Raw genomic sequence first — 16,965 nt, forward strand, 5'->3', positions numbered from 1 at the left:
GCTGAACGGGTCAGCGCTGGCCGAGGCCAAGGCCGAGGCCGTCCCGCATCACGCCTTTGGACTGGGCAGTGAAGTCCGATCCGGCGCCTTCATGCAGCACAAAGCCGGGCAGGAGCTGCAAGGGCGCCTTGCTGGCGCGGATGGCGCGAACCAGAACCCGTGTCGCTGGGGCCTCGGGGCGAGGGCGCAGCGGAATGACGTCAATGGCGCCGAACCGGCCCGTAAGAGCGCTGAGCAGGTCCTGCAGGCCATCCGCCCGGAAAATCACGGTCAGGCTTCCCCCTTCCTTGACAATATCGGTGGCGGTTCTGGCCCAGGGCTCCAGACCCCGCTCATCAAGCATATGCGCGTCGGCCTTCGCGGATTTGGGGGACGCGCGGAACCGGTCCGCCTCATAGTAGGGCGGGTTCATGATCGCATGATCGGCCAGCGACGGCCTCAGCCCGGCCGCATGGCGCAGGCTGCCCTTGGCGGTGACATCGGCCTTCAAGGAGACGACCCGCCCCGCGAAGGACGTATTGCCCGGATCTTCCAGGCCAGCCTGGGCGAGGGACAAGACGGTTTCGTCAATCTCCACAAGAGTAACGCTGATACCGGGCAGGCGGGCTGCGGCGCAGAAGCCTGCCGTTCCGACGCCAGCCCCAAGATCGACCACATGCCCTTTTGTGCCGTCGGGCAGGGCCGCGGCAAGATAAACCGCATCCAGACCGGCCCTGTGGCGGCCTTTTTGGGGCTGGTAGACATGTACCTTGCCGCCAAGAAAGGCGTCGCGTGTGACCTCGCCGGAGGATATATCCAGTGGGCCGCTCATATCAGAACAGGTCTTTCAAAGGGCGTAATTCATGGGCGAGACCGGCTTCCGTCACCAGGGAGCGGGCTTTGTGAAGCTGGTCCGCATCAACCAGAATGCGCCGGGGGATCATGGCAAGGGACCCTTCCAGAATGCTCATATTGCCATCTGCGACAAAATGCTTGATCCCGGCGTCTTCCAGAATCGACTCCAGGAAGGAAATGAGGACGGGATCGTTAGTTCTGACGAGTTCTTCCATATCTTTTCCGGGCTTAGCAGCAAAGGTCCTAAGGACGTTCCAGGGGCGGTTGCAGTTCAGGTGTACAGCAAATCACGCTGTTTGGCGCAATTCACCTGTTTGTCAATGGATTGGCGTCTTGCCCCGGGCGCCTTCGCGCCATATTGTCCGCTCAAATATCCAGGGAGTGCCATAAGTGGCCGTTGTCGCAACATTTTCTGACACTCAATCGCGCCGTCCGAGCATCCAGCCGCTTGTTGACCTCGTGTCGCCGGGCATGGAGGAGGTGAATGAGCTGATCCTTTCCAAGGCCGGATCCAATGTTGATCTGATTCCGGAGATCGCCAAGCACCTGATCTCTTCCGGCGGAAAACGGCTGCGCCCGATGCTCACGCTCGCCCTTGCAGATATCTTCGGCTATGAGGGCAACGGCCATGTCACACTGGCGGCCAGTGTTGAATTCATGCATACGGCCACCTTGCTGCATGATGATGTTGTGGACGAAAGCGACATGCGCCGGGGCAAACTGGCGGCCCGGAAGCTCTGGGGCAATCAGGCCAGCGTTCTGGTGGGCGACTACCTGCTCGGCCAGGCCTTTAAGATGATGGTGGATGTGGGCTCGCTCGAAGCGCTGGGCATCTTGTCCTCTGCCTCTGCCGTGATTGCGGAAGGGGAAGTGCTGCAATTGGGCGCGGCGAAGAACATCGCCACCACGGAGGCCGAGTATCTGCGCGTGATCGAAGCCAAAACGGCAGCGTTGTTCGCCGCCGCCGCCGAAGTCGGCCCGGTCATTGCCGGACAGTCCGATGCCTTGAAGGCGGCCGCCCGCACCTATGGCATGGAACTGGGTTATGCTTTCCAGCTGGTGGATGACGCGCTGGATTATGGCGGGTCGTCAGCCGATCTCGGCAAGGATGTGGGGGATGATTTCCGGGAAGGCAAAATCACCTTGCCGGTGGTGCTGGCTGTTGCGCGCGGAACGGATCAGGACCGGACATTCTGGAAACGCTGCCTGGAAGGCGAGAGCGTGGAAGACGGTGACCTGGAACAGGCGATTGAGCTGCTGAAGACCTATGATGCGCTGGCCGACACCGTTCAACGGGCGCGCGATTATGGCGACAACGCCCTGAAGGCTTTGGAAAGCCTGCCGAAGGGCGTCCATAGCGACGCGCTTGCCGATGCGGTCGCCTTCTGCATCTCCCGGGTGAGCTAATACATAGCGTAATTCCGGCGGCCACTCTCCTTTTATGCCTCTTGGGGCGTGTGTTACGACCCCGCATCATAGGCTCAGGAGAGTGGCCGCCGGAATTACGCTATGTATAAAGGCCCGGGGGCCAGGGCCGAACCGGCTGGCCCGGGGGTTAGAGCATTTTGACCTTAAACCGGGTCATATCCAGCGGCCTTGAAATAGTTTGCACATTCGTCTGGTTTGAAGGCTTCGATCGCGGTTCCGATTGTTTGCCAGAGTTCGTCGATTGTGCGGCATGCCTTGGCTTTCAAAATGGACTTGAGTTTTGAGAAGGCCATTTCGATCGGATTGAAATCGGGGCTATAGGGCGGCAAGAAGTGTAAGCGTGCTCCGGTTTTCTCAATGGCTTCTCGTATGGCGACTGGCTTATGCGCGGGCAGATTGTCCATGATGACGATGTCGCCGGGTTTCAGTGTCGGGGCCAGAACCTGCTCCACATAGGCGAGGAAGGCGGCGCCATGCATAGCGCCATCCAGCACCATGGGAGCGGTCATGCCATGACGCCTGAGGGCACCGACAAATGTCGTTGTTTTCCAGTGCCCGTGCGGAATGGCTGCGCGGCAGCGCTCTCCGCGCCGTGACCGTCCGTAAAGCCTTGCCATCTTCGTGGAGGCGCCGGTCTCGTCAATGAAGACCAGCCGATCCGGGTCAAGCTCGGGCTGGCCTTCAAACCAGGACTGCCGACGCTTCAGGACATCGGGACGCTGCTGCTCTTCTGCATGCGCTGTCTTTTTTTATACGTCAGCCCAAGGCGGCGCAGATAGTACCAGATCGTCGTGGGGTCGACCTGCAACGACTGCTGCATCTGGAGCTGTTCGGCCATCTCCTGCAAAGTGATATCAGCCTTGCTTTCAATCAGGCCAAGAAGAAAGTCCTTGTGACCATCCAGAACCGAGCCACCTCGGCTGCCTTGGCGCTGCGCTTCATAGCTGCCAGTCCGACGCCAATGACGGTGCCAGGAACCGGCGGTCGAGATCCCGACTGAAAAGCGCTGAGCCACCGCACGCGTCGATAGGCCACCTTCAATCGCATCAACAACACGGCGGCGAAGATCGGATCCGTAAGCCCGCGCCATATAGTCCTCCATCAAATCAGATGGAAACCTATGAATCACTCAAATCACAAAAAGGGAATCCAAAATCGACTCTGTGTTCAATCAAAATGCTCTAGAAACTGTCTCTCGGGATGTCGGACTTTTTGTTGCAACCTGTTGCTGGGACGAAGGCGTTGCGCTGGTGATTTGTGGCGTTGCGTCGAAATCTGTCAGGGATGTCTTCGGGCCCACCTCAGGCCAGCGGCCCCGAGGCGATCCACCAGTGCCGGTGGGAAATCTGCAATACCAATCACAATTGATAAAAACCCATCTGGACACTCACAAAAACCTCAGAGCACGTTTTTCAGTACGTGAAATCTGTTGATCAAGTTGGCTTCATGCCGCGAACCAACATGAAACAAACGCCCGTTGACAGGCATAGCCGATTTCAAAAATGGGGTTTTGCGAGTGTCCAGCTGCAGTCCCCAGGCATCGGGGTCCAATTGAAAGCGGAAATCGCCACATAGGCTGTGACCTTCTAAGAAAAAAGACATTCAAACCTGGATGGATGCAGCCAGAGAAACGCTGACGTTGCTCCAAAACTCAACGCCGCAAAAATGCCTCGGGCTCCTCGTTGCGAGGCTTTCGCAAAGACATCGGTGTTGCACTTGAAATGTGAAACCTCCTTCTGATCAATTGCGTTTTGTATTTGTCACCCGAAAAAGGGACCGCAGGTACTTGCGACAGGGAACTTCAACTATGTGGTAAAGCAATGCCGAGCTAACGTAAATGACTACGATTGACAGCACGTTTACAAGCGAAGCTGGCAAGACAGACCTTGCGGACATAAGAACGAGAATATGAACCATGTAGGTCGCGTAGGAGATCTCGCCCAAGTAAACAAGAGCCGGATGTCTCAAGAAATTTGGCTGTTCGTCACGGCTCAACAGCGCAACAAAGAAAATAAGTGCAGCCAACATTAGGACGATAAGGCTCTCGTTTATTTGAAAATAGACGCCAAAAAATATCGCTAACAGAGTTAGTAAAGAACCCGGTCTTGCAATACGGGCGGGAACTTTATTTTCATTGAAAATTTGGAACAATGAAATTCCAATTAAGAACTCACCTGATATTCTAAGAATACCAAAGTCATACATCATTTTTGTTAGTGCTTTTCCTTGTGAGGCAGCTAACAGATGTGTCGCTAGAAAGATCAGAAGTGCGACGACAAGAGACAGCTTCGCACTCATCCGAAGCATGAGGAACAAAGCAAGCGGAAAGAGAAGATAGGCGAAAAACTCGGCACTAATTGACCAGGATGGGAAGTTCCACTTATGCCCATCAAGGAAACCCCAAGCATGCAGACCCAGGACATGAAATGGCAAGGCTTGATAGTCAGCACCTTCAAAATTTGACCGACCCAGGGTTGCTGCCGCCTGGTAAGCGATCAAAAAGAGAAGGATCATGAACAGATGTAGGGGATAAACGCGAGCAATCCGATTCTTGAGGAAATCGAGATAGTGAAATTCACCCTTCGACCATGCCTCGTGGTACACATATGGTAAAATGAAGCCGCTCAATATAAAGAATAAATCGACGCCCAAGTGCCCGTCGGAAATCATTCTGTGCAGTATACCGTCAGACCCTTCCTTAAAATACATATGAAAAATCACGACTATAAACGCCGCAAATGCTCTTAACGAAGTAAGTTCTTTTATGTGCTTCAATATTTACCCCTTAATATTATTAAGGTAATTATTTGTCATTCTAAGTCTTCTGGATAAAATAAAAATATCTCGACTTTTTTTATTTATTAGCTGCGGCTGGCCGACTATACAAGATGATAACGTAAATAATTTTCGCACGCTGCTAGGAAATGCCAATCTGTTGATCTATTTCTACTGAAATAAAGTTTCCGTGGTAGTAGCTCGAAATCTGTCAGGGATGTCTTCGGGCCCACCTCAGGCCAGCGGCCCCGAGGCGATCCACCAGTGCCGGTGGGAGACCCGTAAAGCGCGTTCGATACTGACCGCATCTTGCGGGGCGCACAGGCCGAACACGGTGGCGCCAGACCCGGACATACGGGCTAAGACCACACGCTCATCCGCCTTGAGGGCACTGAGCACTTCGGCAATGTCCGGGCAGATGCCGGCGGCCGGGGCTTCAAGATCGTTCCGGCAGGTGCTCAGCCAGGCCACAAGAGCGGACAGGCTTTCAAACCGGGCCGGAAGACCGGGAAGGCCCGGATTGTCCCGCTTGGCCAGCGCTTTGAAGACGGCAGGTGTTGAGACCCCCACCTTTGGGTTGACCAGAACGATGCCGCAGGCAGGCAGGTTCGGGCCGGGCGAGATGTCCCCGCCAATGCCGCGCATGATCTGAGGCTTTGGATCCAGGCAGACGGGAACGTCGGACCCCAGAGACAGGGCAACAGCGTGCAGGGTCTCTTCGGGCAGATACTGGTCTGTAGCGTCTTCCAGCAGCCGCAAGGTGGTGGCCGCGTCGCTGGAGCCGCCGCCAATGCCGGAGGCGACGGGCAGGCGTTTGGTCAAGGTCAGCTTGACCCGGGGCACTGGGCACCCGGCGGCTATGGCAAAAGCCCGGACCGCTTTCAGGATCAGATTGCTGTCCGGCGGTCCGTCCAGATCCCGCGCAAAGGGCCCTTCCAGGGCAAGTTCCAGGTCTCCGGACGGTTCCAGGGCGAGCCGGTCACCGATCTGGGGAAAGGCCACCAGGGAGTCCAGTTCGTGATAGCCGTCGGCCCGCCGTCCGGTGATGTGCAGTGCCAGATTGACCTTCGCCCGGGCGAGTTCTGCCCGGGGCGCCACAGGATCGGAAGAAGTCATGGAGGGGCCGCTTATCCGCCGTTCTGATCGCTGTCGGCCTTGGCCGCATCAGTTCCCGGCACGTCCTTCAGGCCGTTGGCAATCTTGTCGAGGATCTTGGGAAGTTCCTTTTCCTCCGGCCCCAGATCACGGGCATGGTTCCACTGGAACCGGGCTTCGTTGCGGCGCCCGACCATCCAGTAGGCATCGCCCAGATGGTCGTTGATGACCGGGTCGGCCGGGCGTAACTCGATGGCCCGTTCCAGTTCGGTCACCGCTTCTTCATAGCGGCCGAGGCGGAAATAGACCCAGCCGAGACTGTCGACGATATAGCCGTCGGTCGGACGCAGGTCGACCGCCGTCTTGATCATGTCGAGCGCTTCATCCAGTTTCAGGCCCTGATCCACCAGGGAATAGCCGAGATAATTGAGGACCAGCGGCTGATTCTCGTTCAGCTCCAGCGCTTTGCGGAAGTCGGCTTCCGCCAGATCCCATTCGCCCAGACGCTCCCGGCTTATGCCCCGGAAATAGAGGATCAGCCAATCGCGCGGCTGCAGCTCCGCAATCGTGTCGAGACCCTTTGTGTAGACCTTGTCGGCGTCGCCATAGAGCTCATGCGCGCGCAGAATGTTTCCAAGGGCGATCACGGCTTCCAGATCTGAGGGATCGGCCTTGATCAGCGCTTCCAGATGGCTGCGGGCCTCGTCCAACTGGTCCAGGGAATTGTAGTTCAGGCCAACCTGGATTTCCGCTTCGCGCTTGAGAACACTGTCCTCCGGCACTTTGGAAAAGGCTTCAATCGCCCGGGCTGGCTGGTCCATGCGCTCAAACACGGTGCCAAGGGCAATGGCTGCGAATTCAGCCTTCGGGTCCAGATGCAGGGCCAGCTGCAGATAGGAGGTGGACAGTTCCTCACCACCATCCCGGCCGATCACGGCACCAAGCCCGTAGAGGATTTCCGACATGCCCTGGGACGGGTCGGAGACCATGGGTGCGATCACGTCGCCGCTCTCGATCACTTTCCGGGTCTGGTCAATCTTGGGATGGCCGCGGAACTGCTCGTCATACCGGTCCAGTGCGGCAATGGCGTCCTTCTGGCGCGCATTGGCCGCCAGGATGCGGGCATAGGCGTCCACCACCCGGATGGCGCCCTGATCGAGTGCATAAGCCCCTTCGATAGTCGTGAGCGCATCCTGTGGGCGGCCGGCGTCGAACTGGATATGGGCCTTGTGGGTTGCCTTGAAGACCTCGAACCAGTCCGGCCCCTTCAGTTCGTCAATGACTTTCAGGGCTTCATCGACCTTGCCGCTGCCATAAAGCGCCCAGGCGCGGGAAATGCCGATAGAGAGTTGGGCCAGCGGGCCATTTCGGCCCTTGGAAAGTTCCTGTTCTGCGTCCTTGTAATTGCCTTCAAGCATCAGCTGGCCGCCAATGGCGAGCTGTGCCAGGAAGTTTTCCCGGCCCGCCTTTTCCAGTTCGCCCGCAAAGTGGACGGCCTCGTCCACATCGCCATTGGCCAGTTTGGACAGGAATGTCCGTTCCAGCAGCATCGGGTTGGTGGGATCGGCCGCAAGCGTTTCTTCATAGAAGGCGGCGGCGTGCCCGTAATCCTTCTGGAACCCGGCCAGACGACCGGCCAGGTAGCTGCCCGACAGCGTGAAGGGCAGGCTGGATGGGGTGCCGAACTGATCCTTGGTGCTGTGGGTTTCCGCGCTGGCGGCAGCAGGGGCAAGAGCAAGCGCGCTTGCCAGCGCAAGGGCCTTGACCCTGGAGGTCTTGCGGTCCATCCGGGAAACGGCGCCTGGCACTTTCATCATCATTTTTCGCACTTCTGGTTCGATGGGCAAACAGGATCTTTGCTTATTCCCTTTGACAATGGCGTCTTTAAGGCCCCTCGGCAAGGCGCGGGGGGAAACTTTCTGAGGGTTTAAATCCTTTTGATTTTGCCCGCTGTCGGAATTCCTGCGACTTAGGTCGAAACTGGGGAGCTTTGACCCAAAAAGGGCTTGAAGCCCATGGCTTGCCGTAGCAGGAATGTGCGGTGCAAAAATACGGGAGGCAGACCGCCTCTTGCGCGCGGCAAGGAGAGTGAAAATGGCCAAGTGGGTCTACAGTTTCGGCAATGGCGCTGCAGAAGGCGCTGCGGATATGCGCAATCTTCTTGGAGGGAAAGGCGCCAATCTTGCTGAAATGAGCAGCCTAGGCCTGCCGGTTCCGCCCGGGTTCACCATCACCACTGAAGTCTGCACCTGGTATTATGCCCATGACAAGGCCTATCCGGAGACCCTGACCAGCGAAGTCGCGGATGCGCTTGCGAAAGTCGGCGCAGCAACCGGCCGGGCCTTCGGCGACCCGGAGCGCCCGCTGCTGGTGTCCGTGCGCTCCGGTGCGCGCGTCTCCATGCCTGGCATGATGGACACGGTGCTCAATCTCGGTCTCAACGATGAAACCGTTGAGGCCATTGCCCGCGAATCGGGTGACCGCCGCTTTGCCTATGACAGCTACCGCCGCTTTATCCAGATGTATTCCGATGTGGTGCTTGGGCTCGACCATCACGAATTTGAGGAAATTCTGGAAGAATACAAGGAGCGCAACGAGCTGACGCTCGACACCCAGATTGATGCGGAAGCCTGGCTTGGGATCATCGCGAAATTCAAGGGGCTGGTGGAAGAGGCTTTGGAAAAGCCGTTTCCCCAGGACCCGCAGGAACAGCTTTGGGGTGCGATCGGTGCGGTGTTCAGCTCCTGGATGGTGCCCCGCGCCGTGACCTACCGGCGCCTGCATGACATTCCGGGTGACTGGGGCACGGCGGTCAACGTGCAGGCCATGGTCTTTGGCAATATGGGGGACAGCTCGGCGACCGGTGTTGCCTTCACCCGCAATCCGTCCACCGGTGAGAAGGCGCTTTACGGCGAATTTCTGGTCAATGCCCAGGGCGAGGATGTGGTTGCCGGGATCCGTACCCCTCAGGACATTACCGAAAAGGCCCGCAAGGAGGCGGGATCGTCCAGCCCGTCCCTGGAAGCCCTGATGCCGGAGGCCTTCGCGGAGTTTGAAACGTACTGCGCCAAGCTGGAAGCCCACTACAAGGACATGCAGGACCTCGAATTCACCATCGAGAAGGGCAAGCTATGGATGCTGCAGACCCGGGCGGGCAAACGCACGGCCAAGGCGGCGCTCAAGATTGCCGTTGACATGGTCGCGGAAGGTCTTTTGGGGGAAGAAGAGGCGGTGGGCCGGGTGGAGCCAGGCGCGCTGGACCAGCTGCTCCATCCAACGATTGATCCCAAGGCGGAGCGGGATGTTGTGACCACCGGCCTGCCGGCCTCTCCGGGGGCGGCCTCAGGCGCTATCGTGTTTTCGTCTAACGATGCGGAAAAGGCGAAGGCAGACGGGCGCAAGGTGATCCTGGTGCGGGTGGAAACCAGCCCGGAAGACATTCACGGCATGCATGCTGCCGAAGGAATCCTGACCAGCCGCGGCGGAATGACAAGCCATGCGGCGGTAGTTGCGCGCGGCATGGGCAAACCCTGTGTCGCCGGGGCTGGTATGCTGCGCATCGACTATCGTAACGGCGTGATCAATGCGGGCGGCCGTCAGCTGAAGGAAGGCGATATCATCACCATTGACGGAGCAACCGGCCAGGTGCTTTGCGGTGAGGTGACGATGCTGCAGCCGACACTCTCAGGCGATTTCGGTATCTTGATGGGGTGGGCCGACCGGGTGCGGCGCATGACCGTGCGGACCAACGCAGAAACCCCGCAGGATGCCAAGGTCGCTCGGGAATTCGGCGCCGAGGGCATCGGGCTTTGCCGCACGGAGCACATGTTCTTTGAAGGGGAGCGCATTGTCGCTGTCCGTGAAATGATCCTCTCCGATACGGAAGAGGGCCGCCGGGCGGCGCTGGCCAAGCTTTTGCCGATGCAGCGCCAGGATTTTACCGATCTGTTTGAAATCATGCACGGCCTGCCGGTGACCATCCGTCTGCTGGATCCCCCCTTGCATGAATTCCTGCCGAAATCAGATGAAGAGCTGCGCGAAGTTGCGCGGGCGATGGGCGCCGATCCGGATCTTCTGCGGGACCGGGCGCTGGCGCTTGAAGAATTCAACCCGATGCTGGGCCACCGCGGCTGCCGGTTGCTGGTGTCCTATCCGGAAATTGCCGAAATGCAGTCCCGGGCCATTTTTGAAGCCGCCGTGGCGGCAGCCCGAAAGACCGGGGCGCCGGTTGTGCCGGAGATCATGGTGCCGCTGGTCGGCCTGAAAGGCGAGCTGGACCTTGTGCGCCAGAGCATCGAGGCCATGGCTGCGGCCGTTGCCGGGGAAAGCGGCACGGAGCTGACCTATCAGATCGGTACCATGGTGGAATTGCCCCGAGCAGCCCTGAAGGCGGCCGAGATTGCCCAGTCGGCGGAGTTCTTCTCCTTCGGCACGAATGATCTCACTCAGACAACATTCGGCATTTCCCGCGACGATGCTGCGTCATTCCTCGGGACCTATCAAAGCCGGGGGATTTTGGAGCAAGACCCGTTTGTCTCGCTGGATCCCGACGGGGTGGGAGAGCTGATCCGCATCGGTGTGCAGCGCGGGCGCTCGACCCGTCCGGACATCAAACTTGGCATTTGCGGGGAACATGGCGGCGACCCGGCTTCGATTTCCTTCTGCGAAAGCGTTGGCCTCGACTATGTGTCCTGCTCGCCCTTCCGGGTGCCGATTGCCCGGCTGGCGGCGGCCCAGTCCGCCTTGAAACACAGGGGCTGAGGCTGGCCGGGTTCCCAACCTTTGACGCGCTGCGGGCAGGGGACAAACGCCTGCTCGCCCGCGCCCTGACGCGCCTGGAAACCCGGTCCGGGGATCTTGAGACAGCCAATTTTCTGGATGAGGCCTGTGCGCAGGCTTCAGGCCATGTTCTGGGGCTCACCGGTCCGCCGGGTGTCGGCAAGTCGAGCCTTACCGACGCGCTGATCTCCGCTTACCGCAAACAGGGCCACAAGGTGGCGGTTCTGGCGGTCGATCCGTCCTCTGCGGTGTCCGGCGGGGCGCTTCTGGGCGACCGGACGCGTTTGAAGACCGATCCGGACGACCGCGATGTGTTTGTCCGTTCCATGGCCGCTCGGGACCGGCTGGGCGGCCTCTCCGACCATACGGTGGCCGCTCTCGCGCTGCTGCGGGCGGTCTGCGATCAGGTGATTGTGGAAACGGTCGGCATCGGCCAGTCGGAAGGGGACGTGAAACAGGTGGCCGACACGGTGCTGCTCTGCATTCAGCCGGGTTCGGGCGACAGTCTGCAATTCATGAAGGCGGGCATCATGGAACTGCCGGACCTGGTTGCTGTGACCAAGGCGGATATGGGTACACTGGCCCGGCGGGCCGCGTCCGATGTGGCCGGGGCGCTGTCCCTCAGCCAGGGAGCGCCTGGGGAATGGCAGGTGCCGGTTGTTGAAGTATCTGCACAGGCCCGAACCGGCATTGACACCCTGGTGGAAAAGGTTGCCGGGCACCGCGCGGTCCTGCGCGCTGGAGATGTGGCGGCGCGGCGCCAGGGGCAGCAGGCCAGCTGGTTCAAGGATATGGTCCGTAGCCGGTTCGGCCAGGCGGGGCTGGAGCTTGCAGGGGCGGACCGGACGCAGGAGATGCGGCAACAGGTTCAGACCCGGCCCTTTACCAGTTTTTTCGAATTTGAGGTGCGGCTGAACCGGCGGCTGTCTGATTTTTCCGCCTAAGGATCTGATCCGCGTCTGACGGGGAGACCTGCGGGGCGCGCCCACGCCCCGCACCGATCAGCCTTCCGCGCGCAGGGCCCGGTATTCGATGTCTTCCACCAGATCCTCCGTCGCCGGATTGTGGAAGTCGTTGAGGAACTGTGTCAAAGCCTTGCTGGCCAGGGGCTTGGAGATGAAATAGCCCTGCATCCGGTGGCAGTCATGGGTCTGCAGGAAGCGGATCTGGTCGAGGGTCTCGATCCCTTCTGCAACAATCGTCATTCCGAGCGCCTTGCCCAGCTGAATGATCGATACAAGAATGGCTTCCGCCTCCGCATTGCCGTTCATGTCGGAGACAAAGTCCCGGTCGATCTTGAGCGTGTCAAAGGGGAACCGGCGCAGATAGCTGAGGCTTGAATAGCCGGAGCCGAAATCGTCCAGAGCCACCTTGACGCCGAGGCCTTTCAGGCGCCGGAGAGCGTTCAGGATGGTGTCGTTGCGCCCGGCGAAGACACTCTCGGTGACTTCTATTTCCAGCCGTTCCGGCGGCAGGCTGTTGGCGGCCAGAATGGCCATGACCTTCTCGACAAAGCGCGGATGTTTGAACTGGTTCGGCGATACGTTGACCGACACCACGATGCCTGGCCAGTCATGGGCCCGCGCGCAGGCCTTGTTCAGAACCCAGATGCCCAGATCATTGATCAGGCCGGTTTCCTCGGCAACCGGAATGAACATAGACGGGGGAATGACCGTGCCGTCTTTCTTGGTCCAGCGGGCCAGGGCTTCCACGGTCACGATTTTCTTGGCGTCCGTATCCGACTGGGGCTGATAGGCAAGGTCCAGTTCGTCATTCATCAGGGCCAGCCTCAGCTCCCGGGACATTTCGTCCTTGGACTGGACATGCTGTTCCATGGTGGGTTCGAAGAAGGAACGCCGGTTGCGGCCATTGGCCTTGGCGTCATAAAGGGCAATATCCGCCTTGCGCAGCAATTCGTCCGGGTTCTCGCCATCATCGGGCGAAACGGCAGCGCCCATGGACAGGCTGACGAAGATTTCTCTGCGGCCGATTGTGACAGGCCGGGCGATTTCGTCCTGCAGCTGGTCCAGAATATAATCCAGCCACTCGTCATTGGCACAGTTGCGGATCACCATGGCAAATTCGTCGCCGCTGATGCGTGCCACGATGCTGCTTACAGGGACAACCTTGCGCAGGCGCTCGGCCACGGCAACAATAACCTTGTCACCGGCCGAATGGCCCAGCGTATCGTTGATGTCCTTGAAGTGGTCCAGATCGATATAGATGACGGCGGTCCGGGAGCCCTTTTGAAGGCTTTCCTCCAGTACCGTGCTCAGCATGGTCTGGAAGCTGGCCCGGTTGGGCAGGCCCGACAGGGCATCATGCTGGGCTGCATGCACCGCTTTGGCCTCACTGCGGGCCAGCCGCTTGGTCATCTGCCGGGTGAAGATCGTGACCGCGATCACAACGGCTGCAATCAAAAGGGCCGCGACTGCCAGGAACGGGTTGATCCGTTCCAGCATCTGGGTGCCGGGCTGGCTCGCCTTCCAGGCAATCACGCCCACATCCTTGCCGCGCGGGGATATCAGCTGGTAAGCGCCAACCCCGTGCCGCTCGATTTGCGCATTTGCCAGAACGAAGCCTTCAAGACGGGACATGTCGGAGATATTGGCCAGTTTCTGGCCGCGTAGCGGGATCAGGCTGACGAGAACAGCCGGCGGGCGGCGGTGGGCGAAAATGGTCTGTATCTGGGGCACCACAGCCGCAGCGCTGAAGAGATAAGGCTCGCCGAACAACCGAACAATACCGGTTTCGGCAATGGACAGATGGGTGTCCCCCCCCTTGGGCATGAACACAAAAAGACCGGAAGGCATTTTCTTGAAGGAGGTGATGAACCGCGCCCGGACCTTGGCAACGGCTGGGTCCAATTCGTCCAGAACGAGATCGGAAACCCATCTGACATCATTGTCATCGGAAAAGACCGAAAGGATACTTTCGTCCGGTCCGACCAGAAGCGATCTGGTAAAGCCGTGATTCCGGGACAGCCAGTTGGTCATGTTGTCGTAGATCCAGCCCAGATCGGGGTCTGGCGTGTTGACCGCACTATAGGCCTCGTCCCAGATCACGACGCCGGTCTGCTGCTTGGCGATGTAGTTTTCAGTCAGCTGCAACGCCCCGGCGACGAGCTTGTACTGAGCATCTTCCGCCGTTTCGTCGGACAGGCGCGCAGACCAGTTCATCAAAGCGAAAATGCTGAGGACAGATGTCATCACGACTATCAGCATCGGAAAAATAATCGCGCTGGCGATGTGCCCGCCGTAATTTTGAATCGGTCGTTTCATGCAAAGGCCCATTTGATCTGAGCCGAGTATTGATGAGGCAAGTTAAGGAATGCTTCCAAGATCTTAGTAAAATATTGGTAAAATTTGATTCATCACAAATTTCCTCTGCAGGAGGTCAGGGTCTCCGCAAAGTGGTTGTATCTGTCTGTATCTTTTGACTGGTATGCGGCTCAGATCAGCTGAAGACTGCGCAGGCTGACATGGGCGCGCAGCCCGATGATCACGTGATCATGGATCTCGATGCCAAGCGGTGTGGCGATCTCGATAATGGTTTTGGTCATCTGGATGTCCGCCCTGGAGGGTGTCGGATCGCCAGAGGGGTGATTGTGCACCAGGATCAGCGCAGTTGCGGAAAGCTCCAGCGCCCGGCGGATGACTTCGCGGGGATAGACTGGCGTGTGGTCGACGGTTCCGGTCTGCTGCACCTCGTCGGCGATCAGGCCATTTTTCTTGTCCAGAAACAGGATCCGGAACTGTTCGACACTGGCAAGCTCCATGGAGGCTTGCAAATAGTTGAGAACCTTGATCCAGGAATCAAGCAGCGGGCGCCCAGACAGGTCGGCCCGGTGATAGCGGATGATGGCCGCATGGACGCCTTTAAGCGTGTCGATGCTCACATCCGACAGGCCGGACAGCTCTTTCAGTCGGGCTCTCGGAGCGGCAAGGGCAGCGGAAAAGGAGCCGAAGCGATGCAGCAGGGCCTTGGCAATCGGCTTTGTGTCCCGGCGGGGTAGGGCGGAGAACAGCAGAAATTCCAGCAGCTCATAATCGGCAAGACTGTCTGCACCTGCGCTGCGGAACCGCTCCCGCAGGCGTTGACGGTGGCCCGCATGGCCTGGGGGGCCGGGTGCGGGCTTTGGATCTTCCGCCTCAGGGTCAGCCATCGTTTGCCTAGCCGTCCGGCCGGCCGGGCTTGTGAAGGCCGTTCGGGGAGGTGGTGAAGATCTGGCAACCCTCAGGGGTGATGCCGATGGAATGTTCGAACTGGGCCGACAGGGACCGGTCCCGGGTGACGGCTGTCCAGCCGTCAGAGAGCACTTTCACATGGGGGCGGCCCAGATTGACCATCGGCTCGATCGTGAAGATCATGCCGGGTTTGAGTTCCACGCCTTCGCCCGGCCGCCCATAATGCAGGATATTCGGGGTGTCGTGGAAGAGAAGGCCAACGCCGTGGCCACAGAAATCGCGCACGACCGCACAGCGCTGCGCTTCGACAAAGGTCTGGATGGCGGCCCCTATGTCGCCGGTCGTGTTGCCGGGCTTGGCGGCCTCTATGCCGCGCATCAGGGACTCGTAAGTTACATCGATCAGCCGCTCGGCGGCCCGCTTCAGCTGGCCGACCGGATACATCCGGCTGGAATCCCCGTGCCAGCCGTGCAGAATATAGGTGACATCGATATTGACGATGTCCCCGTCCCGCAGCGCCTTGTCATTGGGGATGCCGTGACAGACAACGTGGTTGATCGACGTGCAGCTGGACTTGGTATAGCCACGGTAATTCAGCGTGGCGGGCAGGGCTCCATGGTCCCGGCCATACTGGTAGACGAAATCGTCGATTTCCTGGGTGGTGGTGCCCGGTTTGACGAGGGCTGCAAGCTCATCCAGACAGGCGGCCGTCAATTGCCCGGCGCGCATCATGCCGTCGAAATCATCCTTGCCGTAAAGCCGGACCTGGCCGGTGTTCTTCAGCGGGGCTTCTGCGGCTTCAATATAGCTGACCATGGCGTTTCACGTCTCAATTCTGGGGCTGCGGGCTCTGCGCAGTATAAGCGTATTGCCGGGCCGGACACAGCCGCTTTGGCACTTGAATATCCCACATACCGCCGGGCGGGTTCAATTTCCAGCGTCCATTCCCCTGAAAATGATGCGGCCGTGGAAACTTGACGCCGCTTTTGTCAAAACAGTCCCGGGCAGCTTGCGAAAACCGCTCAAGCCGGATAGGGGAGAAGGTCAGGCGGGCGTGGTGGAACTGGTAGACACAAGGGACTTAAAATCCCTCGGCCCTAGGCTGTACGGGTTCGAGTCCCGTCGCCCGCACCAAACCATTGTAATTTGTATCTTGGTTGTGAGATGGCAAGCAACGTAAAGTTGTCAGGTCTTGATCATGCTAGAAAGTTATGAGACGGTCATATTCAGTCTCCACAGCATTGCGACATGGTTGGAACAAATCATTGAAAAGGAAACATTGTATTTTATGTCTGGCCATTTTTTTGGCTGCTGTGGGTAGTATTCTGGCAATCGCAGTCAGCGTCGGAAAGTTTCCTGAAGCACCTATTCTACTACGTTTTGGCACCGGATTTGCGACGATCTTGACTTTCCTGTGCTTCTTTCCTGGTCCTTGCAGTTTTCTGTTGTCGATGGAATATCGGTCATCCCCCCAGAAGTTTAAATGGATCGAAGACAACCCAGTGTATTTCTTGGTTTGGGAAGAATACAAAGAACAATGAGATAGTGTATTTTTCAGTTACATTGTCAAAAATGGATTCTTTTACGGCTATGTCACGCGCTCTTTCGTGCCGAGTGGAGTTAGAGATACGGCAACAAACTAAGAGACCGGATCGGCATTTCGTTCTGTTTACTGACTGAATTTGTGCGAGTTTCTGTCCGACTCTGTGTGAGTTTGGTTTCGGATGGCAACAGAGTTTCCTGGAAAGCTTCTAAAAATCAGATGTTTATGGTCTAGCTTTTTTTGGCCAGTTTCGTCTATCAGACCTATAATTTGGAGGCCCTAGGCTGTACGGGTTCGAGTCCCGTCGCACGCACCATTTATTGC

General features: G+C 58.4%; 12 protein-coding genes and 1 tRNA gene. 4 read left to right on the top strand and 9 right to left on the bottom strand.

The features are described from left to right. Positions 1 to 10: 10 nt before the first annotated feature. Together ACXAH0_RS09350 and ACXAH0_RS09355 are read right to left on the bottom strand one after the other, a co-directional pair. A complete protein-coding gene (locus tag ACXAH0_RS09350; RefSeq protein ID WP_475190566.1) occupies positions 11 to 811 on the bottom strand; it encodes a tRNA1(Val) (adenine(37)-N6)-methyltransferase in 801 nt (266 codons plus the stop codon). Between the two features lies 1 nt (position 812). Next, entirely contained in the window at positions 813 to 1,049 is a 237-nt protein-coding gene (locus tag ACXAH0_RS09355; protein WP_475190568.1) for a putative signal transducing protein, read from the bottom strand. 175 nt (positions 1,050 to 1,224) lie between these two features. Between ACXAH0_RS09355 and ACXAH0_RS09360 the strand changes: the two genes are divergently transcribed. Continuing rightward, entirely contained in the window at positions 1,225 to 2,241 is a 1,017-nt protein-coding gene (locus ACXAH0_RS09360) for a polyprenyl synthetase family protein (protein ID WP_475174542.1), read from the top strand. Between the two features lie 164 nt (positions 2,242 to 2,405). Here ACXAH0_RS09360 and ACXAH0_RS09365 read toward each other — a convergent pair. The 4 genes from ACXAH0_RS09365 to ACXAH0_RS09380 form a co-directional block, all read right to left on the bottom strand. Beyond that, positions 2,406 to 3,352, bottom strand: a protein-coding gene (locus tag ACXAH0_RS09365) for an IS630 family transposase (protein ID WP_475190571.1) whose coding sequence is annotated in 2 segments (ribosomal slippage) — positions 2,406 to 3,013 and positions 3,013 to 3,352 — 948 coding nt in all. Because the reading frame shifts where the segments join, the coding sequence is not laid out codon by codon here. A 650-nt stretch (positions 3,353 to 4,002) separates the two neighbouring features. After that, entirely contained in the window at positions 4,003 to 5,037 is a 1,035-nt protein-coding gene (locus ACXAH0_RS09370; RefSeq protein ID WP_475190572.1) for an acyltransferase family protein, read from the bottom strand. Positions 5,038 to 5,271: 234 nt separating this feature from the next. After that, positions 5,272 to 6,153 (bottom strand): 4-(cytidine 5'-diphospho)-2-C-methyl-D-erythritol kinase, encoded by an 882-nt coding sequence (locus ACXAH0_RS09375; protein WP_475190574.1) that lies wholly within the window; start codon positions 6,151 to 6,153, stop codon positions 5,272 to 5,274. A gap of 11 nt (positions 6,154 to 6,164) precedes the next feature. Further along, positions 6,165 to 7,952: a tetratricopeptide repeat protein gene (locus ACXAH0_RS09380; protein ID WP_475190577.1), complete on the bottom strand. Its 1,788-nt coding sequence runs from the start codon at positions 7,950 to 7,952 to the stop codon at positions 6,165 to 6,167. A gap of 274 nt (positions 7,953 to 8,226) precedes the next feature. On the opposite strand from ACXAH0_RS09380, the gene ppdK reads away from it, so the two are divergent. Next, the gene (gene ppdK / locus ACXAH0_RS09385; RefSeq protein WP_475190580.1) at positions 8,227 to 10,893 is read left to right on the top strand and encodes a pyruvate, phosphate dikinase; all 2,667 of its coding nucleotides are present in this window, start codon (positions 8,227 to 8,229) and stop codon (positions 10,891 to 10,893) included. A 65-nt stretch (positions 10,894 to 10,958) separates the two neighbouring features. Next, positions 10,959 to 11,855 (top strand): ArgK/MeaB family GTPase, encoded by an 897-nt coding sequence (locus tag ACXAH0_RS09390; RefSeq protein ID WP_475190637.1) that lies wholly within the window; start codon positions 10,959 to 10,961, stop codon positions 11,853 to 11,855. Positions 11,856 to 11,912: 57 nt separating this feature from the next. Here ACXAH0_RS09390 and ACXAH0_RS09395 read toward each other — a convergent pair whose 3' ends face one another. The 3 genes from ACXAH0_RS09395 to map all read right to left on the bottom strand — a co-directional run bounded on the left by ACXAH0_RS09395 (position 11,913) and on the right by map (position 15,914). After that, the gene (locus ACXAH0_RS09395; protein WP_475190584.1) at positions 11,913 to 14,192 is read right to left on the bottom strand and encodes a bifunctional diguanylate cyclase/phosphodiesterase; all 2,280 of its coding nucleotides are present in this window, start codon (positions 14,190 to 14,192) and stop codon (positions 11,913 to 11,915) included. Between the two features lie 170 nt (positions 14,193 to 14,362). Further along, on the bottom strand, positions 14,363 to 15,076 hold the full coding sequence (gene radC / locus ACXAH0_RS09400) for a RadC family protein (RefSeq protein WP_475174553.1): 714 nt from the start codon (positions 15,074 to 15,076) through the stop codon (positions 14,363 to 14,365). A 7-nt stretch (positions 15,077 to 15,083) separates the two neighbouring features. Then, positions 15,084 to 15,914 carry a type I methionyl aminopeptidase gene (gene map / locus ACXAH0_RS09405; RefSeq protein ID WP_475190588.1) on the bottom strand — a complete coding sequence of 277 codons (831 nt, stop codon included), beginning with the start codon at positions 15,912 to 15,914 and terminating at the stop codon, positions 15,084 to 15,086. A gap of 232 nt (positions 15,915 to 16,146) precedes the next feature. Between map and ACXAH0_RS09410 the strand changes: the two genes are divergently transcribed. Further along, positions 16,147 to 16,232 (top strand) — tRNA-Leu (locus ACXAH0_RS09410). The last annotated feature ends 733 nt before the right edge of the window (positions 16,233 to 16,965 follow it).

The sequence above is a fragment of the Roseibium sp. AWQ4_290 genome, assembly GCF_056160985.1.